Genomic DNA, 23731 nt, shown 5'->3' with positions numbered 1-23731 from the left:
ACCGACCATGGTCCAAACCATCCGGATCGAGGCCGAGGCGCGTGAGCAGGCCGGTAAGGGGGCGGCGCGCGCAACTCGGAGAGGGGGACTTGTCCCCGCAGTCATCTACGGCGCGAAGCAGGAGGCGACGCTGATCGCCCTCGACCCGCGCGACGTGATGAAGGAATTGCACAAGGGCGGCTGGCAGAGCCACCTGTACGAGGTCGCGGTCAAGGGCGGCGGGACCGAGCGCACGCTGATGCGCGACATCCAGTTCCACCCGGTCACCGACCGCCCGATCCATGTGGACTTCCAGCGCCTCGCGGCCGGCCAGCGCATCCGCGTCCGTGTCCCCGTCGCCTTCCTCAACGAGGACACCTGCCCGGGCCTCAAGGCCGGCGGCGTGCTGAACCTCGTCCGCCGCCAGATCGAGGTGCTGGCCGACCCGGACGCCGTGCCGGAGGCCTTCCAGATCGACCTGGCCGAGGCCGGCATCGGCGACAGCCTGCGCTGGTCGGTGGTGAAGGACCAGTTCGGCACCAAGGCCGTGCTCGACCGCGACTTCGTGGTGGCGACCATCGCCGCCCCGACCGTGGTGGAGGAGGTCGCCCCGGCCGCCGCCCCGGCGACCGAGACGGCGCCGAAGGGCAAGGCCGCCAAGGGTGGCGCCGCTGCCGCCCCGGCCGCCGCCAAGGCGCCCGCGAAGAAGAAGTAGGAATTGTAGGCGATGCTGCTCTGGGTTGGCCTGGGCAATCCCGAGCCCTCCCAGGCGCGGCATCGCCACAATATCGGCTTCATGGCGCTGGACGCGATCGCCCGGCGCCATGGCTTCTCGCCCTGGCGCAGCCGCTTCAAGGGGCTGGCCGCCGAGGGCAGCATCGCGGGGGTGAAGGTCCTCGCCCTCAAGCCGCAGACCTACATGAACGGCTCCGGCGATGCGGTGCAGCCCGCCGCCGGCTTCCACAAGATCCCGGCCGGCGACATCTGGGCCTTCCATGACGAGCTCGACCTCGCCCCCGGCAAGGTGCGGGTGAAGCGCGGCGGCGGTGCGGCCGGCCACAACGGCCTGCGCGACATGCAGCGCGCCCTCGGCACGCCGGATTTCTGGCGCGTCCGCCTCGGCATCGGCCATCCCGGCCACAAGGACCGCGTCACCGGCCATGTGCTGGGCAATTTCGCCAAGGTCGACACCTGGCTCGAGCCGCTGCTGGATGCGGTCGCGGACATCGCGCCCCTCCTCGCCACCGGCAAGCCGGAGGAGGCAATGACCCGCATCGCCCTGTTGACCCAGGAGACGCGCTGATGCAGGACGAGGCCGAAATCGCCGCCCAGATGATGGGCGGACCCGGACCCGAGGATTTCGCCAATGGCGCCGCGGCCCTGGCCGCCGCCCTGGTGCGGGAGGCCGGCGCCCTAGCCTCGGCTGCCGCCTCGCTCCGCGCCGCCGCCACGGTGACGCCGGGCGACCCGATGGGCGGCCCGCTCTCCGACATCCGCCGCCAGCGCCTGGCCATGGCCGCCGCCGGCGAGGCCGCGCTGAAGGCGGCCCTGCTGCTGGAAGCCGCCGAGCTCATCGCCCCCGGCGGCACCCCGGCCGAGGCCATCGCCGCCGCCGCCCGCCGCGCCGGCGTCTCGCCCGCCCTGCTGGTGCCCCCGCTGCGCGCCGGCGCCCTCTCTCTCGCCACCGATGACGGCGCCGCCCGCATCGCCGCCGCCACCATCGCCGAGGCGCTGGCACAGGCCCTCGCTTAGGAGTCTCCCATGGGTTTCAACTGCGGCATCGTCGGCCTGCCCAATGTCGGCAAGTCGACCCTCTTCAACGCCCTCACCGAGACCGCCGCCGCCCAGGCGGCGAACTACCCCTTCTGCACCATCGAGCCGAATGTCGGCCGCGTCGGCGTGCCCGACCCGCGGCTGCAGGCCCTGGCGAAGATCGGCAAGAGCCAGAAGATCGTCCCGACCACGCTGGAGTTCGTCGACATCGCCGGCCTAGTCCGCGGCGCCTCCAAGGGCGAGGGCCTCGGCAACCAGTTCCTCGCCAACATCCGCGAGGTGGACGCCATCGTCCATGTCCTGCGCTGCTTCGAGGATGGCGACATCACCCATGTCGAGGGCAGCGTCGACCCGGTACGCGACGCCGAGACGGTCGAGACCGAGCTGATGCTCGCCGATCTCGAGGGCCTCGAGAAGCGCGTCGTCGGCCTGCAGAAGCGTGCCCGCGGCGGCGACAAGGAAAGCGCCGCGCAGCTCACCCTGATCGAGCCCATCCTCGCCGCCCTGCAGAATGGCAAGCCCGCCCGCACCGCCATCCCGAAGGGCGAGGAGGAGGCGGCCAAGCGCCTCCAGCTCCTCACCACCAAGCCCGTCCTCTATGTCTGCAACGTCGAGGAAGCCTCGGCCGCGACGGGCAATGCGCATTCTGCCCGCGTCTTCGCCCGCGCCGAGGCCGAGGGCGCCTGCGCCGTCATCGTCTCCGCCGCCATCGAGGCCGAGATCAGCCAGATGGCGCAGGAGGACCGCGGCGACTTTTTGGAAAGCCTTGGCCTCCAAGAGGGCGGGCTCGACCGCGTCATCCGTGCCGGCTACGCGCTGCTCGGCCTGCTCACCTACTTCACCGTGGGGCCGAAGGAGACGCGGGCCTGGACCATCACGCGGGGGATGAAGGCGCCGCAGGCCGCCGGCGTCATCCATGGCGATTTCGAGCGCGGCTTCATCGCCTGCGAGACCATCGCCTATGACGACTACATCGCCCTCAACGGCGAGCAGGGCGCCAAGGAAGCCGGCAAGATGCGCGTCGAGGGCAAGGAATACGTGGTGAAGGACGGCGACGTCCTGCTCTTCCGCTTCAACGTCTAGCCGCGCGGGGGCTCACCCCCGCTTCACCATCCGTACCGCATAGGCGCAGAGCCCGTTCCGGTACTCGCCCTGGAACAGCCCGTCGGCGAAGAGCCCCGTGGTGGCGATGTTCCGGTCGAGAGAATCGACCATGCGGACCGACCCGTCGGCGCCGACAAAGCCGCTTTGGCTCTGGCGGATCTGCGGGTTGAGCGCGAAGACCGCCCGCCCTTCCGTGACATTGATCTCCCGCTCGGCCGAGGGCGCGCGCGGGCATTCCCGCGTCCGGTCCGGCTGCAGGGTGACGGTGCCGACCCAGCGCCCGTCGAAATCCTTCACCTTCGGCGGCGGCGCGGCCGGCCGCGCCGGGGCGTTGGAATTGCGCGCCTGGACGGAGCCGGCCTCCGGCAGCGCGGTCTCGTTGGCGCAGGCGGCCAGCAGCAGGCCCATGGCGGGAAGGAGGTGACGCATGCGGATCCCCAGGCGGTGGCGTTGCGCGAGGAAAACCCTCAACCCTCCTCCTGGCAAGGCTCCTCCCGCCGCGCGCCGTCGAGCAGCGCCTGCCGCCGCGCCTCCGCCCGCCGGTCATTGGCCTTCTCGGCCGCCCTGCGCCCGTGCTTCGCGCGGTTCGCCGCCGCCTCGGCCGCCGCCTGCTCACGGGCTTGCCGCTTCCTCGCCTGCTTCAGGTTGACGATCTCGCCCATCTCCGCAGCATAGGCCCCGCAACCCGGAAGGGGAGGGGTTTTCCATGCCGACCATCGAGCTCACCGCCGCCGACGGCCATGTCCTGTCCGCCTATGCCGCCGGCCCCGCCGATGCGCCGCGCGCCCTGGTCGTCGTCCAGGAGATCTTCGGCGTGAACCGCCACATGCGCCGGGTCTGCGACGACTTCGCGAAGGAGGGCTATGCCGTGGTCTGCCCCGCCCTCTTCGACCGCACCCAGCGCGGCGTCGAGCTCGGCTATGAGGGCGCCGATGTCGCCCGCGGCCGCGAGCTGCGCGGCACCATCGATGCCGGCAAGACGCTACTCGACATCCTCGCCGCCGCCGCCGCCCTACCGCGCGGGGCCAGGCGCGGCATCGTCGGCTATTGCTGGGGCGGCACCGTCGCCTGGCACGGGGCGACCCGCAGCAGCGCCTTTGCCGCGGGCGTCGGCTGGTATGGTGGCGGCATCGCCGCGGCGAAGGCGGAGCAGCCGACCTGCCCCGTCCAGCTGCATTTCGGCGAGACCGACGCCTCCATCCCGCTCGCGGATGTGGAGGCGCTTCGCGCCGCCCAGCCCGGCGTCGAGGTCTTCGTCTACCCCGGTGCCGGCCATGGCTTCGGCTGCGAGGAGCGCGGCAGCTACGTCCCGGACGATGCGGCGAAGGCGCAGGAGCGCACGCTCGCCTTCTTCGCCCGGCATCTCGGCTGAGCCGCCGGGGCCTGTTCCCACCCCGGATGGTTTGCGGCTAACCTCCCGTCACAGTCCGGCGCCAAGCCGGCCTTTCAAGGGAGAGAAAGATGCACCGCAGATCCTTGCTTGGCGCGACCCTCGCCGCGCCCGCCCTCCTCGCTATCCCGGTCCGCGCCCAGGGCGCCATCACGCTGAACGGCGCCTCGCAATTCGGCGACGAGCACCCCTACACCAAGGCGCTCGTCCGCTTCGAGGAGTTGGTGAAGCAGTATTACGGCAAGCCGATCAACTTCGTGCTGCACAAGAACTCGTCACTCGGCCTCGAGAAGCAGTATTTCGAGTACATGGCGCAAGGCAGGGCGGTGGACTACGCCATCGTCTCGCCCGCCCACATGTCCACTTTCTCCAAGGCCGCGCCCTTCGTCGACGCGCCCTTCCTGTTCCGCGACATCGCGCATTGGAATGCGGTGCTCGACCAGGACATGTTCAAGCCGGTGGCCGAGGAGGTCGAGAAGCGCGCCCGCGTCGCCATGATCGGCTATGGCGGCGGCGGCGTGCGCAACATCTTCTTCAACAAGCGTGTGACCAACCTCGCCGGGCTGAAAGGCCTCAAGGTCCGCGTGCAGGGCGCGCCCATCTGGTCGCGCACCTTCTCGGCCATCGGCATGTCGCCGACCGTCATCGCCTACAACGAGATCTACAACGCCATCCAGAACAACGTCATCGACGGCGGCGAGAACGAGGCGGCCGGCGTCGAGCAGATGCGCTTCTACGAAGTGGCGCCCCAGCTCTCGATGACGCAGCACGCCATCACCATCCGGCCGCTCTGCGTCTCGGTCCAGGTGATGAACCGCCTGCCGAACGACCTGCAGGCCGCGATCCGGCGGGCGGGCAAGGAGGCCAGCGCCTTCCACCGCGAGGCGGAGGCCGGCGCCGACAGCCAGATCCTCGAGACGCTGGAGAAGGCCGGCCGCCTGCACCGGGTCGAGTTCACCGACCGCGCCGAGATGAAGCGCCTGGTCGACCCGGTGATGGCCGGCTATGCGCGCGAGATCGAGGCCGAGGGCATCCTCAACCGAATCAACGCGCTGACCGCCTGAGCCTCATGCCCGATACCCCTCCCGGCGCGCCGGCGCTGCTGCGCCGCGTCAACGGCGCGCTCGCCGGCCTCATCGCCTTCCTGCTGATCCTCAGCGTCGCCATCCTCGTCATCCCGGTGACGCTGCAGATCATCTCGCGCTACACGCCCCTCATCCCCGCCTATATCTGGACCGAGGAGCTAGCGCGCTTCTGCCTAGTCTATGCGGTGATGCTCGGCGCCATGCTGGCCGTCCGGGAGGGGACGCATTTCGTCGTCGACGTCTTCCCCCGGCTCTCGCCCGTCGGCGAGGCGCGGGTCGAGCTGCTGGCCGGCAGCTTCGTCCTCGTCTTCGCCTTCGTCTTCCTCTGGTGGGGCTGGGAATTCACCGAATTTGCCATCTACCGCATCAGCGAGCTGGCGGAGCTGCCGCTCTGGATCATCCACCTCGCCTGGCCCGTCGCGGGCGCCGTCTGGCTGCTCTTCGAGGCGGAGCGGATGCTGAACGCGCTCGCGGTGCTGCGGGCCAAAGGGGAGAGCCACGGCTGATGGGCGGCAATGTCCTCGATGCCGGCAGCGCGGCCGCCATCCTCTTTGGCATCTTCTTCACGCTGCTGGTGCTGCGCGTGCCCGTCGCCGTCTCGCTCGGCCTCGCCTGCCTGCCGATCCTGCTGGTGGAGCCGCGGCTCTCGCCCATGATGCTCGCGCAGGAGACCTTCAACGCCTACAACTCCTTCATCCTGCTGGCCGTCCCCTTCTTCCTGCTGACCGCCAACCTGATGAACATCGGCGGCATCACCGACCGGCTGATGACCCTCTCGCGCACCCTGGTCGGACACTTCCCCGGCGGCCTCGCCCAGATCAACGTGGTGCTCTCCTTCTTCTTCGCCGGCATCTCCGGCAGCAGCACGGCGGACGCCGCCTCCCAGTCGAAGATCTTCATCGAGGCGCAGCGGAAGGAGGGCTATGACGACAGCTTCTCCGTCGCCATCACTGCCGTCTCCGCAGTGCTCGCCGTCATCATCCCGCCCTCCATCCTGATGATCGTCTGGGGCGGCGTGCTGACCGTCTCGATCGGCGCCCTCTTCCTCGCCGGCGTCGTCCCCGGCGCACTGATCGCCGGCGTGCAGATGGCGACCGTCCATGCCTATGCGAAGCGGCGCGGCTACCCGACCTATGCCCGCGCGACCCTCGGCCAGATCGGCCGGGCCTTCCTCGTCTCCATCCCGGCGCTGCTGACGCCGCTGATCATCATCGGCGGCAAGATCTTCGGCTGGTTCACCGCGACGGAGAGCGCCTGCATCGCCGTGCTCTATGCCGGCTTCCTCTCGCTGCTGGTCTACCGCGAGATGGACTGGCGGGGCCTTGTGAACGCGCTCGGCGATACCGGAAGGCTCGCCGGCGTCACCCTGTTCTGCGTCGGCACCGCCAGCGCCTTCGGCTGGCTGCTCGCCTTCTACCAGATCCCGGAATACCTGCTTTCCGGCGTGCAGGCCTGGGGGATGGGGCGGATCGGCACGGGATTCTTCATCGCCGCCGTCTTCCTCGTGGTCGGCTGCTTCCTCGACGCCATCCCGGCCATCATCATCGTCGGCGCCATCCTCCAGCCGCTGACCCAGAGCGTGGGCATGGATCCGGTGCATTTCGCCATGATCGGCATCGTCTCGCTGGCTTTCGGCCTGGTGACGCCGCCTTATGGGCTGTGTTTGATGATCGCCTGTTCCGTCGCCGGCATACGCATAGGCGATGCGCTGAAGGACACGATGATCATGCTGCTGCCGATGCTCGGCGTCCTCGCCCTGATCATCCTCTTCCCTGCGATCGTGCTGGCGCTGCCGAACCTCGTCTCGCCGGAGTTTTTGCGTTGACGTGATCGAACCCCGACAGGTTGCCAACGTTCGCCCTTCGCACCGGCACGGTGCCGGACGGAGGGCAAGCGATGAACTCGACGATCCTGTTGATCATCCTGATCGTGGTGCTGCTGGGTGTCCTGCCGACCTGGCCCTACAGCAGCGGCTGGGGCTACTACCCAAGCGGCATCCTCGGCATCATCGTCGTGGTGCTGCTCGTCATGGCCTTGACGGGCCGGCTTTAGCGGCGAGCAGCCGCACCAGCGCCGCGTCGCGCTCGGCCGCCAGCGCGGGGATCGGCTTGCCGCCGGTCTCCTGCGCGACGCCTTCGATCAGCGCGCGTTGCAGGGCGGGCGTCAGCACCGGATTGCCGAGGCTCTCCCACCAACTCGTCACCGCCGGCATCAGGTGATGCATGAAGTGCTGGTAGCCGCCCTCGCCACCCGCGAGGTGGAAGGTGGCATGCGGACCCATCAGCGCCCAGCGCAACCCGGGCCCTTGGGCGATCGCCGCATCCACATCGGCGACGCTGGCGACGCCCTCCGCGACCATATGCACCGCCTCGCGCCAGAGCGCCGCCTGCAGCCGGTTCGCCAGGTGCCCCGGCACCTCCTTGTGCAGCACGATCGGGTGCTTGCCGATGCCGCGGTAGAACTCGACCGCGGCCTGAACCGCCTTCGCGCTCGCCGATGCGCCGCCCACCACCTCGACCAGCGGGATCAGGTGCGGCGGGTTGAAGGGATGCCCGATCACCACCCGCCCCGGATGCGTGCACCCCTCTGACAGCCGGCTCGCCAGCAGCCCGGAGGAGGAGCAGAGGATCAGCGCATCCTCCGGCAGCGCCGCGCTGATGGCGCGCAGCAGGGGCTGCTTCACCTCGTAGCGCTCCGGCGCGCTTTCCTGCACGGCGTCGCATCCCGCGACCGCCTTCACCGGGTCCGGCTCGAAGGACCAGCGCGCCGGATCGGCACCGGGCGCCGCGCCGAGCTGCTGCAGCACCGGCCAAGCCCCCTCCACCATGCGCCGGATCAGCTCCGGCGCCCCCGGCGAGGGGTCGCTCGCCACCACTTCCAGCCCGCGGCTGAGGAACCAGGCGGCCCAGCTCGCGCCGATCGTCCCGGCGCCGATGACCGCGATGCGACGAACCGGCCGCACCGCCTCAGCCCTTCTCCACGGCACCGCCGCCCTCGACCCAGTCCTTGAACCCGCCGAGGTTGCGCACGTCGCCGTAGCCGAGTTCCTGCATCATTTGCCCGGCCAGCGCCGCCCGCCCGCCCGAGGCGCAATAGGTGATGACGACGGGCTTGCCGAGCGCCGGGTCGCGCGCCGGGCTCTCCGGATCGACGCGGAATTCGAGCAGGCCGCGCGGGATGGGCAGCGCCCCCGGCACCTTGCCCGAGGCGGCGATCTCCGACGCCTCGCGCAGGTCGATGAAGACCGCCTCGCCCTTCGCATGCAGCGCCTGCGCCTCGGCGGCGCTGATCCGCGGCACCGCGGCATTGGCGGCGGCGACCATCTCCTTCACGGTCTTCGGCATCCTGCGTCCCTCCCTGTTGGAGGGCGAAGGCTAACCCAGGACCGCCATCGCCGTAAGCGCCCGTCCCAGCACGGCGAGGCTGGCAACGATCAGCACGGACACCGTCAGCACGGTGCCGCCGACCCGTGCCGCGCCGAGATCCGGCTCCCGGCTGATGCCGACGGCATGCAGCACGCGCCCGAGCACCAGCCCCGCTCCCGCCATGTGCAGCAGCAGGGCGGAGAGTTTCAGCCCCTCACCGAGGCCCATGAGCAGCAGGATCAGCGGCACGTACTCCGCGAAATTCGCATGCGCCCGGACCGCGCGGAAGAGGCCCTTGTCCTCCTCGGTGCCGAGCATGACGCCGCTGCGCCCCCGCCCAAGCACCACCAGGAGGGTCAGCGCCGCATGGAGCAGGCCGAGCAGCGCGGCATAGAGCGCCGTGACCGGAAGTGCCATGGATGAGGTCCCCGCCTGGCCCGGCGTTCGACAAGCCGGCCGCGCATCGCCATATCGGGCGCATCATGGAACCCCTCGCGCTCTACATCCACTGGCCGTTCTGCCTGCGCAAATGCCCCTATTGCGATTTCAACAGCCATGTCCGCGAGGGAATCGACCAGGGGGCCTGGCGCGAGGCCCTGCTCCGCGAGCTGCGGCATGAGGCCGCGCGCCTCGGCCCCCGCCCGCTCGCCAGCATCTTCTTCGGCGGCGGCACGCCGAGCCTCATGCCGCCCGCCACCGTCGCCGCGTTGATCGGGGAGGCGCGGCGCCTGTTTGCCGCACCGCCTGAGCTCGAGGTGACGCTGGAGGCCAACCCCACCAGCGTCGAGGCTGCCCGCCTCGCCGAGATCCGCGCCGCCGGCGTCAACCGCCTTTCCTTGGGCATCCAGGCGCTCGACCCCGCCGCGCTCCGCTTCCTCGGCCGCGAGCACAGCGCGGCGGAGGCGGTGGCGGCGCTCGAGACCGGCCGCGCCATCTTTCCCCGCCTCAGCTTCGACCTGATCTATGCCCGCCCCGGCCAGCCGGAGGCCGCCTGGCGCGCCGAGCTCCGCCAGGCCCTGACGCTGGCCGCCGACCACCTCTCGCTCTACCAGCTCACCATCGAGCCCGGCACGCGCTTCGCCACCGAACATGCCCGCGGCGCCTTCGCCCTGCCCGATCCCGAGGAGGCCGCCCGCCTCTACTGGGCGACGGTGGAAGAAGCCGCCCGCTTCTCCCTCGCCCCCTACGAGATCTCCAACTACGCGAAGCCGGGCGCCGAGAGCCGCCACAACCTCGCCTACTGGCGCTACGGCGACTATCTCGGCATCGGCCCCGGCGCCCACCAGCGCCTGCTGCTCGACGGCACGATGATCGCCACCCGCCGCCACCGCGCGCCGGAGGAATGGCTCGCCCGCGTCACCCGCCAGGGCCACGGCACCGCGGAGGAGGAAGCGCTGGCCCCCGCCGACCGCGCCCGCGAGGCGCTGCTGATGGGCCTCCGCCTTGCCGAGGGCATCGACCCCGCCCGCATCGAGGCCCGCAGCAGCCTGCCGCTCGCCGAGGCGCTCGACCCGGCCATGCTGCTGGCCTGCATCGAGGAGGGCTACCTCGAATGGACCGGGGCCGGCCGCCTCCGCGCCACCGAGGAGGGCCGCATGCGCCTCGATGCCATGCTGCCCGTGCTGCTGCGCTAGACCAGCCTCCGATCGGATGGACTCACCCGACCGGAGGTCTTCGCCCGGCCAATGAACGGGCTGGAGCGGGTTCGGTGAACCGGCGCGAACGGAAACCGTCCTAAGCCCCGGCCCGCGGCCGGCGCGCGGGCGGCGGGTCATCCGGCGCCGCCCGCGCCAGCCAGTCCAGCGCGCCCGGCGCGGCCCGCCAGCCCGCCGCCGCGGTGTCGCAATAGACTGCCGCTTCATCCGCATCGCCGGGGCTGTAGAATTCCGGCACCGCCGGCATCGGCAGGCGGCCGAGCAGCAGCCCCGGCACATGCGGGTTGGTCCCGAGCGCCGCGGGCAGCGCCGCCGCCGCCCCTGCCTCGCCGCCCTGGAGGAAGCCGATCAGCACGGCGGCATAGGCCCAGGCGGCGCTGTCGTCCTCGCCATAGGCCGCGTGCAGGGCCGACGCCTCGGGGACCGCCCCGGCCTCCAGCAGCCAGTCGAGCAGGATGTAGCGCGCGCCCATGTTGTCGTTCGGGTTCAGCGCCAGCGTGCCGCGCAGCGTGTCGTTCGCCTCCGCCACCTGCCCCTGGCGGCGCAGCTCGAAGGCGAGGCCCTGGCGCGCCCGCATATAGGGCCGGGTTTCCGTGACGGACCAGAACTCGCCCCGCCAGGCTGCCATCCGCCAGGGGCCGAGCATCACCTCGCCCGCCGCCACCGCCTGGCGCCAGAGATCGAGGGTGAGGGGCGCGCCCTCCGGCGCCTCGCTCGCCAGGATGCCCCAGGCATCGACGCAGAGCGGGCTCGCCTGCAGCGCCTTGCCGGCCAGGGCGAGACGCTCCTTCCCCTTGGCCTCCATGGCATCGAAGGCGATGAGCTGGGCGGCGTTCACCTGATGGTCGGTCTCCTCGGCGCTGGCCTCCAGCACCCGCCGCACCCGCCGCTCCTGCGCCGCCGCGGCTGCCTTGCCGCCCTCAGCCCTCGCCATCGCCGCCTCCCAGCTCCAGCGCCCGCCGATAAACCTGCTTCCGCGGCAGCCCCGTCGCCGCCGCCGCCGCCGCCGCGGCATCGCGGAGGCTCATCCCGGCCGCCTGCGCATCGCGGAGCGCCCGGTCGAGCTCCGCCTCGCCGGTGGCTTCCTCCGGCGCCGGCCCGATCACGATCGCGATCTCGCCCCGCGCCGCCTCGGCGGCATAATGCGCCGCCAGCGCGGCGAGGCTGCCGCGCCTGACCTCCTCGAAGCGCTTCGTCATCTCCCGCGCCACCGCCGCCGCACGGTCCGCGCCGAGCCCATCCGCCAGCGCCGCCAGCGTCTCCGCGAGCCGGTGCGGCGCCTCGTAGAGCACGAGGCTGGCGCTGAGCCCCGCCCGTTCCGCCGCCCGCAGCCGCGCGATCTCCGCCGCCCGCGGCCCGGACTTCGACGGCAGGAACCCCTGGAAGAGGAAGGGATGCGGCGGCAGGCCGGAGAGCGTCAGCGCCATCACCGCCGCATTCGGCCCGGGCACCGCGCCGACCTTCAGCCCCGCCGCGATCGCCGCCCGCACCAGCCGGTAGCCGGGATCGGAGACCAGCGGCGTCCCCGCATCGGAAACGAGAGCGATCCGCGCCCCCGCCCGCAGCCGATCGAGCACCCGTGGGGTCTGGTCATCCTCGTTGTGCTCGTGCAGAGGAAGCAGGGTCACCGAAACACCATGCCGTGCCAGCATGGCGCCGGTTACCCTGGTATCCTCGCAGAGCACGGCATCGGCGCCGCGCAGCGTGGCCAGCGCGCGGGGCGAGAGATCGCCGAGATTGCCGATCGGCGTCGCCACCAGGGTCAGCCCCGGCAGCGGCCCATCGGGGGAAGGGTCAGGAGGTTCGATTGCCGGTTCCGTCACGCCGCACCCCGCTTCGCCACCTGCTGCGGCTCGCCTTGCTCTTTCCCCTCGCAGCCTGCGTCGCGCAAGCCCCGCCCTCCTACGGCACGCCCGGCAACCTGCCCCAGGCCGCGCCGCTGCCCGAGATCCCGCGCACCCGCGTCGGCCTGCTGCTGCCGCTCTCCGGCTCCAACCGCCCGCTTGGCCAGGCGATGCTCAACGCCGCCCAACTCGCCCTCTTCGACCAGAACGACCCCTCGGTCGAATTCCTGCCCCGCGACACCGCCAGCAGCCCCGCCGGCGCCGCCCAGGCCGCGCAATCGGCGCTGGGGGAGGGGGCCCGGGCGCTCGCCGGACCGCTGACCCTGACCGAGACCGCCGTCGTCGGCGCCCGGGCCCGCGCCGCCGGCGTCCCGGTGATGGCCTTCACCAGCGATGCCGCCCAGGCCGGCAGCGGGGTCTGGGTGCTGGGCACCACGCCCGCCGAGCAGGCCGAGCGCGTCGCCGCCGCCGCCGCCGAGGCCGGCGCCCGCCGCTTCGGCCTCATCGCGCCGGAGGACGAGTTTGGCCGCCGCCTCGCCACGGCGTTGCGCACCCGCCTGCCCGCCCTCGGCCTCCCCGCGCCGATCGTGGTGCTGCAGGCCCGCCTCGGCGACAGCGCCGCCGCCGCCCGCGACCTCGTCGCTCAGGCCGGACCGGAAGGGCTGGATGCCGTCCTGCTCGGCCTCGGCGGCGAGCGCGCCCGGGCCGCCGCCCAGACCCTGTCCGCCGCGCTCCCCGCCAAGCCCCGCCTGCTCGGCACCGTGCTCTGGGCGCAGGACCCGGTTGTCGCCCAGGAGCCCGCCCTCGCCGAGGCCTGGTTCCCCGGCCCCGACCCGGCGACCCGCGCCGGCTTCGACCAGCGCTACCAGCAGGCCTTCGGCGAGCGCCCGCCCCGCCTCGCCGGCGTCGCCTATGACGCGGCCGCGCTCGCCAGCCGCGCCGCCCGCAGCGGCATGGCCCCGGTCGGCGAGGCCATGCTCGGCGCCGACGGCCCGGTCCGCCTCGGCCCGGACGGCATCGCCCAGCACGGCCTTGCCGTCTTCGCGGTCGACCCCTCCGGCGAGCCCCGCCTCGTGCAGCCCGCCCCGATCCCCGGCGCCAGCTAGCGCGCCATGGCCACCCGACCGCCGCCCGGCCGGGTCGTCGCCGCGGCGGGGCTGATCGGCGCCGTGCCGGTCCTCGTCCTGCTGCTGCTGCTGGCCGAGGGGGAGCTCGCCCTCGGCCCCGGCCTGCTCGCCCTCGCCGCCTGCATCCTCGGGGCGCTGGCCGTCGCCCAGCTCTGGATCGGCAACCTCGCCCGCTTGGCCGAGGCGCTGCGCCGCGCCGCCGCCGCCGACGGACGCCTCGTCCCGCCCAACGGCACACCCCTGCTGCCCGCCGTCGCCGAGATCGCCGAGGGCGTCGGGCGCCTCGCCCGCACGCTGGCCGACCAGGGCGAGCTGGTGGGCCGCCTCCGCCGCGCCGACGAGGCGATCGTCGAGCGCCTGCCCGACCCGCTCCTCGTCCTCTCGCCGGAGCGCCGCCCGCTCCGCGCCAATGCCGCCGCCCGCGCACTCTTCGGCGCCGCCGGCCAGGGCGCGCCGCGCGACGGCGACGTCGCCGCCCTGCTCCGCCACCCCATGCTCGCCGATGCCGTCGACCGCGCGCTTGCCGAGGGCCGGCCGCAGACCGCCGACATCGCCCTCCCCGTGCGGGTGACGCGGGAGATCGCCGCCCAGGTCATCCCGATGGAGCCGGCGCTGGCCGATGGCGGCCGCATCGTCATCCTCCTCTCCGACCGCTCCCGCGAGCGCGCGGTGGAGCGCATGCGCGCCGACTTCGTCGCCAATGCCAGCCACGAGCTGCGCACCCCGCTCGCCAGCCTCATCGGCTTCATCGAGACGCTGCGCGGCCCGGCGGAGGACGACCCCGCCGCCCGCCAGCGCTTCCTCGGCATCATGGCCGAGCAGTCGGAGCGCATGCGGCGGCTGATCGACGACCTGCTCGGCCTGTCCCGCATCGAGCTGACCGAGCACCAGCCGCCGACCGGCCAGGCCGACCTCGCCGCCATCGCCCGGGCCGAGGCCGATGCGCTGGAGCCGCTGTTCCGCGCCCGCCGCGTGAGCCTCTCGGCCGAGATCGATCCGGGCGCCACCGCCGCCCCCGCCGATGCCGAGCAGCTCGCCCAGGTGCTGCGCAACCTGCTGGAGAACGCCATCCGCCACGGCCGCGAGGGCGGCGCCGTTCGCCTGGGCGTCGCCCGCTGCACCGGCGGCCCGCGCCTGCCGAGCCGCCCCGGCGTCCTCCTCTCCGTCCAGGACGACGGCCCCGGCATCCCGCCCGAGCACATTCCCCGCCTCACCGAGCGCTTCTACCGCGTCGACCGCGGCCGCTCGCGCAGCGCCGGCGGCACGGGGCTTGGGCTCGCCATCGTCAAGCACATCGTCAACCGCCATCGCGGCCTGCTGCTGATCGAAAGCGAGCCGGGCAGCGGCGCCTGCTTCAAGGTCTGGCTGCCATCCGGCCCCGCCGGCTGACCGATGCCAGGGCGTTGAAACCGTACCGACATGACGAGGATCGTTCATTACTGTCTGGCCCCCCGCGCCGTCGCGCCGCGCGGGCGGCTGCGAGAACCGGGCTCTCGCCCGAACCCGGCGAGGAGCGGTCATTGAGCGAATCCGGATGTCCTGCCCCGTCGAACCGAATCCTCGACGCCCTGCCGCCCGCCGACCTGCACCGCCTCTGGCCCGACCTGAAGCCCGTCGAGCTGCCCTTCCGCCAAAGCATCCAGACACCGGGCGGCCCCATCGCCGCCGCGCACTTCATCGAATCCGGCTTCGTCTCCATGATCATCACCCTCGAGGATGGCGACGGCGCCGAGGTCGGGCTGGTCGGCTCCGAGGGGGTGCTTGGCCTGCCGCTGGTCTACGGGACCGACCGCTCCGACATCGAGGGCATGGTCCAGCATGGCGGCGTCGCCCTGCAGCTCGAGGCCGAAGCCTTCACCGAGGCGCTGGAGTGGAGCCCCGCCCTGCGCCGCCAGGTGCTGCTCTACGCCATGGCGCATCACCAGCAGGTGGCCCGCACCGCCGCCTGCAACGGCCGCCACCATACCGAGCAGCGCCTGGCCCGCTGGCTGCTGATGGCGCATGACCGCGCCGCCGGCGACCGCTTCACCATCACTCATGAGCTGCTTTCGATGATGCTCGGCGTGCGGCGCGCCGGCGTCACGGTGGCGGCGGGCAGCCTGCAGCGCGCCGGCTTCATCCGCTACGAGCGTGGCCAGCTCGAGATCACCAACCGCCAGGGCCTCGAGGCCGCCTCCTGCGAGTGCTACGCCGCCGTCCTGCAGGAAGCCGAGAGGCTGGCCGGGCGCGGCAGCCGCTGACGCTGCGGCGGTCCTCAAACGTACAGACGAATGCTGCCGGATGGCGCTTTCCTGCCCGCCATCGCCCCCGGGGGGGTTCATGATGTCCGTGACGCGTCCGGAAGACGTACCAATCAGGTTAAAGTCGCTTCGCCTCCTTGTCGTCGAGGATGAGGCGCTGGTGGCGATGCTCATCGAGGACGAACTGGCCGAGGCCGGCGCCACGATTCTCGGCACCTCCGCCTCCGTCGAGGATGCGCTCTACCGGATCGATGCGGCCTGCGCCGATGACGGGCTCGACGCCTGCCTGCTCGACCTCAATCTCGGCGGCCGCAGCGCCCTGCCGGTGGCGGACCGGCTGGCCCGGCTCGCCGTGCCCTTCGTCTTCCTGACGGGCTATGGCGACGATCTCGGCCGGGGCTGCCATACCGACGTCCCGGTCGTGCGCAAGCCCTTCGACCCGAAAAACCTGGTCCATGTGCTGTGGCAGGCGGCACTCCGCCAGCCCCTGGCCCCCGCTGCCGAGGCAAGCGCCGACCAGGCGGTTTGATCCAGGCGGCGCCATCTGTCCGGCTAGGGAAGGCCTTGAGCCTGCCTTGGCGCGTCGAGGCGGACGGGAGCCGTGCCAGAGCGGTTTCCGTTCGCACTGGCTCACGGAAGCCGCTCTAACCTATTGTCTGGCCAGACGAACTACTCCGATCAGGTGTTTCCACCCGATCGGAGTTAGCTCTAGATGTCGGGGTTCAGGGTCGCGCTGCCGCCGAAGGCCCGGCTGTCCCGCAGGTCGTCCGCGCTGCGCGGTGCATCCGGCGCCGGGTCGCCGCTGCCCTCGCAGGCCACCTTGATGGCGCCGAGCGTCCGCTCCATCGCCAGCCGCATGGCATGGTCGACGGCGCCGTTCTCCTGCTCCATCCGCTTGGCCACTGCCGGCTCCGGCGTGATGCTGAGCTGGATCGAGACCTCGGCCCCGCCGCCCGCCTCGCGCACCTCAAGCTCGCCACCGTAATCCTTCATCCGGTCGGAGCCCCAGCGCATCCGCCGCGCCTCGGGCTCGACCTGGATCCAGCCCTCGTCGCGGTAGTCATGCCCATGCGCCTCGCCCTCCATGGCGATGCGCCCGGGGCCGGTCTGCTCCACCCGCCGGACGGTCTGGAGGTAGCGCGGCATGGCGGTGGGGTCAGAGAGAAAGGCGAAAACCTCGGCCGCAGAGCGGTCGATCGTGATCCTGCCGGTGAACTCGCCCATATCCGCCTCCTCTGCGCCCTGCCGAGGCAACGCGGGTGAGGGGCGGGGTGTTCCCCGCTCAGGCCCGGCGCCGGCCGCCCCGCCGCTTCTCCGGGTCGTAGCCGCCGCCGCCCGGGCCGAGCGGCTTCGGCTTCCAGTCCGCCTTGGGCCGCCCCGGCCCCTTGGCCGGCGCCTTCGGCGCGCTCTCCTGCAGGCTGCGCCCGGCGAGGTTCGGCTCCAGCCCGAGATCGAGCGCCTCCATGCGCTTGATCTCGTCGCGCAGCCTGGCCGCCTCCTCGAATTCGAGGTCGGCCGCGGCGGCGCGCATCCGCTTCTCCAGGTCGGCGATAGTGGCCCGCAGGTTGCTGCCGATGAACTGCGCGCTGGCGTCGCCCTCCACCGCCTCGACCGTCACGTAGTCCTGCTCGTAGACCGACTGCATGACATCGGCGATCTGCCGCTTGATGGTGGTCGGCGTGATGCCGTGCTCGGCATTCCAGGCCATCTGCTTGGTCCGCCGCCGCTCGGTCTCCTCTAGGGCGCGGCGCAGGCTGTCGGTCATCCGGTCGGCATAGAGCACGACCCGCCCCTCGGCATTGCGCGCGGCGCGGCCGATGGTCTGGATCAGCGAGGTGGCGGAGCGGAGGAAGCCCTCCTTGTCGGCATCGAGGATGGCGACCAGCGTGCATTCGGGGATGTCGAGCCCCTCGCGCAGCAGGTTGATGCCGACCAGCACGTCGAAGACGCCGCGGCGGAGGTCGCGGATGATCTCGATCCGCTCCAGCGTGTCGACGTCGGAGTGCAGGTAGCGGACCCTGATGCCCGCCTCCGTCATGTACTCGGTCAGGTCCTCCGCCATGCGCTTGGTAAGCGTCGTCACCAGCACGCGGCCGCCCTTGGCAATCTGGTCGCGGCATTCGGCGAGCAGGTCGTCCACCTGCCCCTCGACCGGGCGGATCTCCGTCACCGGGTCGATCAGCCCGGTCGGGCGGATGACCTGCTCGGCGAAGACGCCGCCCGTCTTCTCCATCTCCCACGGCCCGGGCGTCGCGCTGACGAAGACGGTCTCGGGCCGGTAGGCCTCCCACTCCTCGAATTTCAGCGGGCGGTTGTCGGTGCAGGAGGGCAGGCGGAAGCCGAACTCATTGAGCACGCTCTTCCGCGCGAAGTCGCCCCGGTACATCCCGCCCAACTGGCCGATCGTCACATGGCTCTCGTCGACGACCAGCAGCGCATTCTCCGGCAGGTACTCGAAGAGCGTCGGCGGCGGCTCGCCGGGCTTCCGGCCCGTCAGGTAGCGGCTGTAATTCTCGATCCCCTTGCAGGAGCCGGTGGTCTCCAGCATCTCGATGTCGAATTGCGTGCGCTGCTCCAGCCGCTGCGCCTCCAGCAGCCGCCCGGCCTCGTGCAGCTCGGCGAGGCGCTGCTTCAGCTCCGCCTTGATGGAGATGATCGCCTGCTGCAGCGTCGGCCGTGGCGTGACGTAGTGGCTGTTGGCGTAGATGCTGACGCGCGCCATCTCGCCGGTGATCTCGCCGGTCAGCGGGTCGAATTCCTTCAGCGCGTCGATCTCGTCGCCGAACAGGCTGACGCGCCAGGCGCGGTCCTCCAGCTGGGCCGGCCAGATGTCCACCGTCTCGCCGCGGATGCGGAAGGTGCCGCGCGCGAAAAAGCTGTCGTTGCGGCGGTACTGCTGCTCGACCAGCCCCTTGATCAGCGTGTCGCGGTCGATGCGCCCGCCGGTCTCGAGCTTCACCACCATCCGCGAATAGGTCTCGACCGAGCCGATGCCATAGATGCAGGAGACCGAGGCGACGATCACCACGTCGTTCCGCTCCAGCAGGCTCTGGGTCGCGGAGTGGCGCATGCGGTCGATCTGCTCGTTGATCTGCGCATCCTTCTCGATATAGGTGTCCGTCCGCGGCACATAGGCCTCGGGCTGGTAGTAGTCGTAGTAGGAGACGAAATACTCGACCGCGTTCTCCGGGAAGAAGCTCTTCATCTCCCCGTAGAGCTGCGCGGCCAGCGTCTTGTTCGGCGCGAGGATCAGCGTCGGCCGCTGCAGCTGCTCGATCACCTTCGCCATGGTAAAGGTCTTGCCCGAGCCGGTGACGCCGAGCAGCACCTGGTCCCGCTCCCCGGCCTTGAGGCCGGAGACGAGCTGGCGGATGGCCTCGGGCTGGTCGCCATTGGGCTCGAAGGGCGAAACGACCTTCAGCCGCCGCTCCGGCGGCGGCGCCGGCCGCTTCGGCGGGTAGAACATCACGGGCGGGAGGATCTGGTTCATTGCCCCCTATTTTGGCCTTCGGGGCGCCTGAATCCAGTTCAAACTCAGGGGCCGAAGGCGGGAGCTGGGGGGCCGCGAAGCCCCCCCTTCGGCCCTACCGCCGGCTGCGCAGCATGGTGCTGATGACCCAGGTCGCCGCCACCGCCACGCCGATGGCCAGCAGCGGCCGCGAGCGCGTCACTTCGCGGAGCTGGTCGGCCACGTCATAGGCAACCTCGCGCCCGTCGCGCGCATAGCTGCCGGCCCGCTCGGCGACGTCGTTCGCCGCCGGCCCGAGCCGCCGCTCGACCAGGTCCTCGAGCTGCCCCCAGAGCCGCGCCAGCTCGCCCCGCGCATCGTCGCCCCGCTCGCGCAGTGAGCTGCCGGCGTCGCGCAGGTCGCTCGAGGCGCGGCGGCCATAGCGCTCCGCATCCCCGCGCATGTCATCGGCGCGGGAGCGGAGGCTGGACAGGAAACCATCGGCCATCTGTTCTCTCCATTTCGGTTCCGCCCCCTAACGGCCCGCACTGCCCCGGGTTCACCGCCCATGCCTGCGGCGTTACAAGCCGCCATGACCCCCAATGACGTGGCCATCATCGGCGCCGGCCCCGCCGGGCTGATGGCGGCCGAGACGCTCGCCCTGGCCGGCCTTCCCGTCACCATCCATGACCGCATGCCGAGCCCCGGCCGCAAGCTGCTGATCGCCGGCCGCGGCGGGCTGAACCTCACCCATTCGGAACCGCTGGACCGCTTCCTCCCCCGCTACGGCCCGACCCGCGCGCGCCTTGAGCCTGCGCTCCGCGCCTTTCCACCCGCGGCGCTGGTGGCCTGGGCGGAAGCCCTCGGCCAGCCCCTCTTCACCGGCACCAGCGGCCGCGTCTTCCCGCGCGCGCTGAAGGCCTCGCCCCTGCTGCGCGCCTGGCTGGCACGGCTGGCGGGGCAGGGGGTCACCTTCCGCTTCCGCCATCAGTGGGAGGGGTGGGACGAGGCCGGCGCCCTCCGCGTCGCCACCCCCAGTGGTCCGCTGGCGCTCCGCCCCGCCGCGACGCTGCTGGCGCTCGGCGGCGCCTCCTGGCCCCGCCTCGGCTCCGACGGTGCCTGGACGCGCCTCTTCCCCGGCGCCGTCTCCGCCCTCCGCCCCGCCAATTGCGGCTTCCTCTGCGCCTGGTCCGAGGTCTTCCTCCGCCGCTTCGAGGGCCAGCCGCTGAAGCGCATCGCCCTCGACTTCCGCGGCCAGCGGGTGCGGGGGGAGGCGCTGGTGACGGCGACCGGCCTCGAAGGCGGCGCCCTCTACGCCCTCTCGGCTCCCCTGCGCGAGGCGATCGCCGCCGAGGGCCAGGCCACCCCGAGCCTCGACCTCCGCCCCGACGACCCGCCCGAGGCGCTGGCCGCCCGGCTCGACGGCCCGCGTGGCGGCGTCTCGCGGGCGAACCACCTCCGCCGCGCCGGCCTCGCCCCCGTCGCCATCGGCCTGGTGCAGGAGGCGCTGCATGCCGGGGCCACCCAGCCCCTCTCCCGCCTGGTGAAGGCGCTGCCCCTCCGCCTGACCGGCACCGCCCCGATCGAGCGTGCCATCTCCACCGCCGGCGGCCTGCGCTGGGATGCGGTGGACGAGCATTTCATGCTCCGCAGCCGGCCCGGCACCTTCGTCGCCGGGGAGATGCTGGACTGGGAGGCGCCGACCGGCGGCTACCTGCTGCAGGCCTGCTTCAGCACCGGCGTCGCGGCGGCGCAGGGCATCCTCCGCCGCCTCCGCGGCTGAGCCGCTACTCGTCCAGCACGGCGAAGAGCAGCAGCAGGCTCCGCTGCAGCATGTTCTCGTTGTCGTCGGAGACGAGCGCCACCAGCGTCCGCCCGCCGGCGCGGAAGACGGTTATGCCCTCGAAATTGTCCCGCGGCACCGGCCCGTCGAGGCGGAGGACCTCCTCCCCCTCCAGCACCGCGCCGTCCAGCTGCGCCGCGGAGAGCCGCACCACCCGCCCGCCGAAGCCGGCGAAGATCGAGAAGCTGCGCTCCAGCACCAGCGCCCCACCCTCGGGCAGCGCCGCCGCATCCGCCGGGTCGAACCCCTCCTCCGGCCGATAGGCGATGCGCCGCCAGTTGCCCGGCCCGCCGATCCAGGCCCGCCGCAGCGCCTCGTTCCCCCTCGGGTAGAATTTTTCGGTGATCGCCAACCAGCGCCCGTCCCGCAGCACAGCGAGGGATTCCAGCCCGCCATTCCTCGGCGCGAATTCCAGCCCCGGCGGCGCTTCCACATACTCGCCCGGCCCGTCGATGTCGCGGTACCGCCGGATCCGCTGCCAGCGCTCGAACCCGACCAGCCACCCCCCATCCGGCAGCCGGGCGAGGGATTCGGCATCCCCGCCATAGCCCCGCCGCAAGGGAACCCCGCTGCCGTCGCGCAACGGCCCGGTCCGCAGCTCGGCCAGCCCCTGCGGCCGCTCCTCGCGCAGCACCAGCCGCGCCGTCACCCAATGGCCGACATCGCTGATCGCCGTCAGCCGCAGGTCATCGTCGATATGCAGCGCCGAGAGCCCGCCGAAGCCCAGCACCTCGTCGCTGAGCTGCAAGCCGCCCAGCGCCTCCAGCCGGCTCCCCGCCGGGAGCGGGTCGAGCGCCAGCGGCCGCGCCACGGACTGCGCCCCGCCGCGGGAGCAGCCGGCGAGGGCGAGCGCCGCCAGCATCGCCCGGCGGGACAGGCGGTACGGAGCCCGCGAGCGCATAAAAACCCGGTCCTTGCCGATCAGCCTTCAACAAGGCCTAGCCAATAGGGCGAAAACCCGCCCCGTGTCACACAAGAACGGCGGAGCGCTCCGCCGAGGCCCGCTGCCAGGCCTCCGCCGCATCCTCGTCGAAGAGCTCGGCCAGCTTCTTCATCATCGTCCCGCCCAGCTCCTCGGCATCGACGATGGTCACGGCCCGGCGGTAGTAGCGCGTCACGTCATGGCCGATGCCGATGGCGATGAGCTCCACATCGCCCCGCCCCTCGATATCGGCGATGACCTTCCGCAGATGCCGCTCGAGGTAGTTGCCGGGGTTCACGGAGAGCGTGCTGTCGTCCACCGGCGCCCCGTCCGAGATCACCATCAGGATGCGCCGGTGCTCGGGCCGGCCGCGCAGGCGCTTGTAGGCCCATTCCAGCGCCTCGCCGTCGATGTTCTCCTTGAGCAGCCCCTCGCGCAGCATCAGGCCGAGATTCTTGCGGGCGCGGCGCCAGGGGGCGTCGGCGGACTTGTAGACGACATGGCGGAGGTCGTTCAGCCGCCCCGGATTGCGCGGCTTGCCCTCCTGCACCCAGCGCTCCCGGCTCTGCCCGCCCTTCCAGGCCCGCGTGGTGAAGCCGAGGATCTCGGTCTTGACCGCGCAGCGCTCGAGGGTGCGGGCCAGGATGTCGGAGCACATGGCCGCGACCGTGATCGGCCGCCCGCGCATGGAGCCCGAATTGTCGATCAGCAGCGAGACGACGGTGTCGCGGAAATCCGCCTCGCGCTCGCGCTTGTAGGAGAGCGACAGCATCGGGTTGGCGACGATGCGGGCGAGCCGCGCCGCATCCAGCGTCCCCTCCTCGAGGTCGAACTCCCAGGCCCGCTGCTGCTGCGCCAGCAGCCGCCGCTGCAGCCGGTTGGCGAGCTTGGAGACGACGCCCTGCAGGTGGCTGAGCTGCTGGTCGAGCTGCTGGCGCAGCCGCCCCAGCTCCTCCGGGTCGCAGAGCTCCTCCGCCTCGGTGATCTCGTCGAAATTGGTGGTGAAGGGGTGGTAGCGGCTGGCGTCGTCGGTCTGCGGCACCTCGCGGCGCTGCTGAGGCCCGCCGGGCTTGTCGTCGCCCTCGGCGGCGGCGCCCTCGTCCTCGGTCTCCTGCGCCTCCTCCTCGGCCGCCTCGCCCTGCATGGTCTCGGGCTGGGCGCCGAGCATGCTCTCCTGGTCCTGCGCCTGGGCCTCGCCCTCGCCGGACTGGTCCTGCTGGCTGGACTGCTCGCCGCTCTCCTCGCCGTCCTCCTGCTCCTCGGCCTCGCTCTCCACCTCGGCCTCGGCCAGGTCAAGGGCGGTCAGCAGCTTGCGGGCGGCGCGGGCGAAGGCGTCCTGGTCGTCGGTCGAGCGCGCCATCTCCCCAAGCGCCGCATCGGCGCCCTCGCCGAGCGTCTCCCGCCAGAGGTCGAGCACGCGATGCGCCGCCTGCGGCGCCGGCTCGCCGAAGATGCGCTCGCGCGCCAGGAGGGACAGCGCCGCCGGCAGCGGCAGCTGGTCCTTCCGGGTCATCCGGTCGTAGCCCTCGGTCTCGCAGAGGTCGTTCAGCCGCGCCCGGAGATTGGCGGCGACGCCGGCCATGTGCTTGCTGCCGACCGCCTCGACGCGGACATCCTCGAGCGCGTCATAGACCTCGCGCGCCTCGCGCCGCTGCGGCACCCGCGCCGCATGCACGGCCTCCGAATGATGCCGCAGCTTGAGCGCCGCCGCGTCCGCCGCACCGCGCAGCTTCGCCATCTCCGCCGGCGGCAGGGCGCGGGTCGGCAGCGGCAGCCGCACGCGCTTGCCCGAGACGCCCCCCGGCCCTGGCTGGAAAGCCACCTGGACCTCCGCATTGGCATGGGCGATGGCGCGCAGCGTGCCCGCGGTGGCGCGCTTGAACTCTTCCTGGCGGGTCAGGTCCTGCTTCGACATGGTTCTATGGCTTCCGCTTCAGTCCCGGCCGCTGGTGGCTG

Annotated in this window: 27 protein-coding genes; 15 read left to right on the top strand and 12 right to left on the bottom strand. The window is 72.1% G+C overall.

The window, feature by feature from the left end; genetic code table 11:
* The first annotated feature begins 7 nt into the window (after positions 1–7).
* From AC5JJ1_RS03160 to ychF, 4 genes are read left to right on the top strand one after another with little or no spacing between them, the layout of a single operon-like run.
* Positions 8–694: a 50S ribosomal protein L25/general stress protein Ctc gene (locus AC5JJ1_RS03160; RefSeq protein ID WP_495783662.1), complete on the top strand. Its 687-nt coding sequence runs from the start codon at positions 8–10 to the stop codon at positions 692–694.
* A gap of 12 nt (positions 695–706) precedes the next feature.
* Positions 707–1282 (top strand): aminoacyl-tRNA hydrolase, encoded by a 576-nt coding sequence (gene pth / locus AC5JJ1_RS03155; protein ID WP_495783661.1) that lies wholly within the window; start codon positions 707–709, stop codon positions 1280–1282.
* Positions 1282–1731 carry a hypothetical protein gene (locus AC5JJ1_RS03150; RefSeq protein ID WP_495783660.1) on the top strand — a complete coding sequence of 150 codons (450 nt, stop codon included), beginning with the start codon at positions 1282–1284 and terminating at the stop codon, positions 1729–1731. The genes pth and AC5JJ1_RS03150 overlap by 1 nt, the downstream gene beginning before the upstream one ends.
* Before the next feature lie 9 nt (positions 1732–1740).
* Positions 1741–2835, top strand: coding sequence for a redox-regulated ATPase YchF (gene ychF / locus AC5JJ1_RS03145; RefSeq protein WP_495783659.1), 1095 nt, complete (start codon positions 1741–1743; stop codon positions 2833–2835).
* Positions 2836–2847: 12 nt separating this feature from the next.
* Here ychF and AC5JJ1_RS03140 read toward each other — a convergent pair whose 3' ends face one another.
* Positions 2848–3285 carry a hypothetical protein gene (locus AC5JJ1_RS03140; protein WP_495783658.1) on the bottom strand — a complete coding sequence of 146 codons (438 nt, stop codon included), beginning with the start codon at positions 3283–3285 and terminating at the stop codon, positions 2848–2850.
* Between the two features lie 38 nt (positions 3286–3323).
* Positions 3324–3518 carry a DUF4169 family protein gene (locus AC5JJ1_RS03135; RefSeq protein ID WP_495783657.1) on the bottom strand — a complete coding sequence of 65 codons (195 nt, stop codon included), beginning with the start codon at positions 3516–3518 and terminating at the stop codon, positions 3324–3326.
* Positions 3519–3562: 44 nt separating this feature from the next.
* On the opposite strand from AC5JJ1_RS03135, the gene AC5JJ1_RS03130 reads away from it, so the two are divergent.
* From AC5JJ1_RS03130 to AC5JJ1_RS03110, 5 genes are all read left to right on the top strand, one after another.
* The gene (locus AC5JJ1_RS03130) at positions 3563–4228 is read left to right on the top strand and encodes a dienelactone hydrolase family protein (RefSeq protein WP_495783656.1); all 666 of its coding nucleotides are present in this window, start codon (positions 3563–3565) and stop codon (positions 4226–4228) included.
* Positions 4229–4317: 89 nt separating this feature from the next.
* Entirely contained in the window at positions 4318–5310 is a 993-nt protein-coding gene (locus AC5JJ1_RS03125) for a TRAP transporter substrate-binding protein (protein WP_495783655.1), read from the top strand.
* Between the two features lie 5 nt (positions 5311–5315).
* On the top strand, positions 5316–5837 hold the full coding sequence (locus AC5JJ1_RS03120) for a TRAP transporter small permease (protein ID WP_495783654.1): 522 nt from the start codon (positions 5316–5318) through the stop codon (positions 5835–5837).
* Positions 5837–7156 carry a TRAP transporter large permease gene (locus AC5JJ1_RS03115; protein ID WP_495783653.1) on the top strand — a complete coding sequence of 440 codons (1320 nt, stop codon included), beginning with the start codon at positions 5837–5839 and terminating at the stop codon, positions 7154–7156. The genes AC5JJ1_RS03120 and AC5JJ1_RS03115 overlap by 1 nt, the downstream gene beginning before the upstream one ends.
* Before the next feature lie 71 nt (positions 7157–7227).
* The gene (locus tag AC5JJ1_RS03110) at positions 7228–7383 is read left to right on the top strand and encodes a DUF3309 domain-containing protein (protein ID WP_043340543.1); all 156 of its coding nucleotides are present in this window, start codon (positions 7228–7230) and stop codon (positions 7381–7383) included.
* On the opposite strand, the gene AC5JJ1_RS03105 is transcribed toward AC5JJ1_RS03110, so the two are convergent.
* The 3 genes from AC5JJ1_RS03105 to AC5JJ1_RS03095 are packed head-to-tail and all read right to left on the bottom strand — an operon-like array spanning position 7358 to position 9113.
* On the bottom strand, positions 7358–8293 hold the full coding sequence (locus tag AC5JJ1_RS03105; protein WP_495783652.1) for a 3-hydroxyacyl-CoA dehydrogenase NAD-binding domain-containing protein: 936 nt from the start codon (positions 8291–8293) through the stop codon (positions 7358–7360). The two genes, AC5JJ1_RS03110 and AC5JJ1_RS03105, sit on opposite strands and share 26 nt — an antisense overlap.
* Positions 8294–8297: 4 nt before the next feature.
* Positions 8298–8675, bottom strand: coding sequence for a rhodanese-like domain-containing protein (locus tag AC5JJ1_RS03100; protein ID WP_495783651.1), 378 nt, complete (start codon positions 8673–8675; stop codon positions 8298–8300).
* Positions 8676–8705: 30 nt separating this feature from the next.
* Positions 8706–9113: an MAPEG family protein gene (locus tag AC5JJ1_RS03095; RefSeq protein ID WP_495783650.1), complete on the bottom strand. Its 408-nt coding sequence runs from the start codon at positions 9111–9113 to the stop codon at positions 8706–8708.
* Positions 9114–9178: 65 nt separating this feature from the next.
* On the opposite strand from AC5JJ1_RS03095, the gene hemW reads away from it, so the two are divergent.
* Positions 9179–10330: a radical SAM family heme chaperone HemW gene (hemW, locus tag AC5JJ1_RS03090; RefSeq protein ID WP_495783696.1), complete on the top strand. Its 1152-nt coding sequence runs from the start codon at positions 9179–9181 to the stop codon at positions 10328–10330.
* A 100-nt stretch (positions 10331–10430) separates the two neighbouring features.
* Here the strand turns inward: hemW and AC5JJ1_RS03085 are convergent, their stop codons facing one another.
* Together AC5JJ1_RS03085 and rsmI are read right to left on the bottom strand one after the other, a co-directional pair.
* Entirely contained in the window at positions 10431–11285 is an 855-nt protein-coding gene (locus AC5JJ1_RS03085; RefSeq protein ID WP_495783649.1) for a hypothetical protein, read from the bottom strand.
* Positions 11272–12174 (bottom strand): 16S rRNA (cytidine(1402)-2'-O)-methyltransferase, encoded by a 903-nt coding sequence (rsmI, locus tag AC5JJ1_RS03080; RefSeq protein ID WP_495783648.1) that lies wholly within the window; start codon positions 12172–12174, stop codon positions 11272–11274. The genes AC5JJ1_RS03085 and rsmI overlap by 14 nt, the downstream gene beginning before the upstream one ends.
* On the opposite strand from rsmI, the gene AC5JJ1_RS03075 reads away from it, so the two are divergent.
* From AC5JJ1_RS03075 to AC5JJ1_RS03060, 4 genes are all read left to right on the top strand, one after another.
* On the top strand, positions 12159–13301 hold the full coding sequence (locus AC5JJ1_RS03075; RefSeq protein WP_495783647.1) for a penicillin-binding protein activator: 1143 nt from the start codon (positions 12159–12161) through the stop codon (positions 13299–13301). The genes rsmI and AC5JJ1_RS03075 overlap by 16 nt on opposite strands.
* Before the next feature lie 6 nt (positions 13302–13307).
* A complete protein-coding gene (locus tag AC5JJ1_RS03070) occupies positions 13308–14711 on the top strand; it encodes an ATP-binding protein (RefSeq protein WP_495783646.1) in 1404 nt (467 codons plus the stop codon).
* A 131-nt stretch (positions 14712–14842) separates the two neighbouring features.
* Positions 14843–15562 carry a Crp/Fnr family transcriptional regulator gene (locus AC5JJ1_RS03065; protein WP_495783645.1) on the top strand — a complete coding sequence of 240 codons (720 nt, stop codon included), beginning with the start codon at positions 14843–14845 and terminating at the stop codon, positions 15560–15562.
* A gap of 88 nt (positions 15563–15650) precedes the next feature.
* Positions 15651–16091, top strand: a complete 441-nt coding sequence (locus AC5JJ1_RS03060; protein ID WP_495783644.1) for a response regulator — start codon at positions 15651–15653, stop codon at positions 16089–16091.
* Between the two features lie 179 nt (positions 16092–16270).
* Here the strand turns inward: AC5JJ1_RS03060 and AC5JJ1_RS03055 are convergent, their stop codons facing one another.
* From AC5JJ1_RS03055 to AC5JJ1_RS03045, 3 genes are all read right to left on the bottom strand, one after another.
* Positions 16271–16786, bottom strand: a complete 516-nt coding sequence (locus AC5JJ1_RS03055; protein WP_495783643.1) for an SRPBCC family protein — start codon at positions 16784–16786, stop codon at positions 16271–16273.
* 58 nt (positions 16787–16844) lie between these two features.
* A complete protein-coding gene (gene uvrB / locus AC5JJ1_RS03050; RefSeq protein ID WP_495783695.1) occupies positions 16845–19028 on the bottom strand; it encodes an excinuclease ABC subunit UvrB in 2184 nt (727 codons plus the stop codon).
* Between the two features lie 118 nt (positions 19029–19146).
* A complete protein-coding gene (locus AC5JJ1_RS03045; RefSeq protein WP_495783642.1) occupies positions 19147–19518 on the bottom strand; it encodes a hypothetical protein in 372 nt (123 codons plus the stop codon).
* 84 nt (positions 19519–19602) lie between these two features.
* Here AC5JJ1_RS03045 and AC5JJ1_RS03040 point away from each other — a divergent pair, with 84 nt between their 5' ends.
* Positions 19603–20793, top strand: coding sequence for a BaiN/RdsA family NAD(P)/FAD-dependent oxidoreductase (locus tag AC5JJ1_RS03040; RefSeq protein WP_495783641.1), 1191 nt, complete (start codon positions 19603–19605; stop codon positions 20791–20793).
* A gap of 4 nt (positions 20794–20797) precedes the next feature.
* Here AC5JJ1_RS03040 and AC5JJ1_RS03035 read toward each other — a convergent pair whose 3' ends face one another.
* Together AC5JJ1_RS03035 and cobT are read right to left on the bottom strand one after the other, a co-directional pair.
* Complete coding sequence (locus AC5JJ1_RS03035; protein WP_495783640.1) at positions 20798–21754, bottom strand: esterase-like activity of phytase family protein; 957 nt, start codon at positions 21752–21754, stop codon at positions 20798–20800.
* Between the two features lie 67 nt (positions 21755–21821).
* Complete coding sequence (gene cobT / locus AC5JJ1_RS03030; protein ID WP_495783639.1) at positions 21822–23690, bottom strand: cobaltochelatase subunit CobT; 1869 nt, start codon at positions 23688–23690, stop codon at positions 21822–21824.
* Positions 23691–23731 lie beyond the last annotated feature (41 nt).

Source organism: Belnapia sp. (genome assembly GCF_059504005.1).
Note: the sequence above shows the minus strand (reverse complement) of the source record. Positions and strands in the feature narration are given on the sequence as shown.

Excerpts from the sequence above, each read along its gene's own strand:
- AC5JJ1_RS03160 (WP_495783662.1), top strand. The coding sequence starts at position 8 with ATGGTCCAAACCATCCGGATCGAGGCCGAGGCGCGTGAGCAGGCCGGT.
- pth (WP_495783661.1), top strand. The coding sequence starts at position 707 with ATGCTGCTCTGGGTTGGCCTGGGCAATCCCGAGCCCTCCCAGGCGCGG.
- AC5JJ1_RS03150 (WP_495783660.1), top strand. The coding sequence starts at position 1,282 with ATGCAGGACGAGGCCGAAATCGCCGCCCAGATGATGGGCGGACCCGGA.
- ychF (WP_495783659.1), top strand. The coding sequence starts at position 1,741 with ATGGGTTTCAACTGCGGCATCGTCGGCCTGCCCAATGTCGGCAAGTCG.
- AC5JJ1_RS03140 (WP_495783658.1), bottom strand. The coding sequence starts at position 3,285 with ATGCGTCACCTCCTTCCCGCCATGGGCCTGCTGCTGGCCGCCTGCGCC.
- AC5JJ1_RS03135 (WP_495783657.1), bottom strand. The coding sequence starts at position 3,518 with ATGGGCGAGATCGTCAACCTGAAGCAGGCGAGGAAGCGGCAAGCCCGT.
- AC5JJ1_RS03130 (WP_495783656.1), top strand. The coding sequence starts at position 3,563 with ATGCCGACCATCGAGCTCACCGCCGCCGACGGCCATGTCCTGTCCGCC.
- AC5JJ1_RS03125 (WP_495783655.1), top strand. The coding sequence starts at position 4,318 with ATGCACCGCAGATCCTTGCTTGGCGCGACCCTCGCCGCGCCCGCCCTC.
- AC5JJ1_RS03120 (WP_495783654.1), top strand. The coding sequence starts at position 5,316 with ATGCCCGATACCCCTCCCGGCGCGCCGGCGCTGCTGCGCCGCGTCAAC.
- AC5JJ1_RS03115 (WP_495783653.1), top strand. The coding sequence starts at position 5,837 with ATGGGCGGCAATGTCCTCGATGCCGGCAGCGCGGCCGCCATCCTCTTT.
- AC5JJ1_RS03110 (WP_043340543.1), top strand. The coding sequence starts at position 7,228 with ATGAACTCGACGATCCTGTTGATCATCCTGATCGTGGTGCTGCTGGGT.
- AC5JJ1_RS03100 (WP_495783651.1), bottom strand. The coding sequence starts at position 8,675 with ATGCCGAAGACCGTGAAGGAGATGGTCGCCGCCGCCAATGCCGCGGTG.
- AC5JJ1_RS03095 (WP_495783650.1), bottom strand. The coding sequence starts at position 9,113 with ATGGCACTTCCGGTCACGGCGCTCTATGCCGCGCTGCTCGGCCTGCTC.
- hemW (WP_495783696.1), top strand. The coding sequence starts at position 9,179 with ATGGAACCCCTCGCGCTCTACATCCACTGGCCGTTCTGCCTGCGCAAA.
- AC5JJ1_RS03085 (WP_495783649.1), bottom strand. The coding sequence starts at position 11,285 with ATGGCGAGGGCTGAGGGCGGCAAGGCAGCCGCGGCGGCGCAGGAGCGG.
- AC5JJ1_RS03070 (WP_495783646.1), top strand. The coding sequence starts at position 13,308 with ATGGCCACCCGACCGCCGCCCGGCCGGGTCGTCGCCGCGGCGGGGCTG.
- AC5JJ1_RS03055 (WP_495783643.1), bottom strand. The coding sequence starts at position 16,786 with ATGGGCGAGTTCACCGGCAGGATCACGATCGACCGCTCTGCGGCCGAG.
- uvrB (WP_495783695.1), bottom strand. The coding sequence starts at position 19,028 with ATGTTCTACCCGCCGAAGCGGCCGGCGCCGCCGCCGGAGCGGCGGCTG.
- AC5JJ1_RS03045 (WP_495783642.1), bottom strand. The coding sequence starts at position 19,518 with ATGGCCGATGGTTTCCTGTCCAGCCTCCGCTCCCGCGCCGATGACATG.
- AC5JJ1_RS03040 (WP_495783641.1), top strand. The coding sequence starts at position 19,603 with ATGACCCCCAATGACGTGGCCATCATCGGCGCCGGCCCCGCCGGGCTG.
- AC5JJ1_RS03035 (WP_495783640.1), bottom strand. The coding sequence starts at position 21,754 with ATGCGCTCGCGGGCTCCGTACCGCCTGTCCCGCCGGGCGATGCTGGCG.
- cobT (WP_495783639.1), bottom strand. The coding sequence starts at position 23,690 with ATGTCGAAGCAGGACCTGACCCGCCAGGAAGAGTTCAAGCGCGCCACC.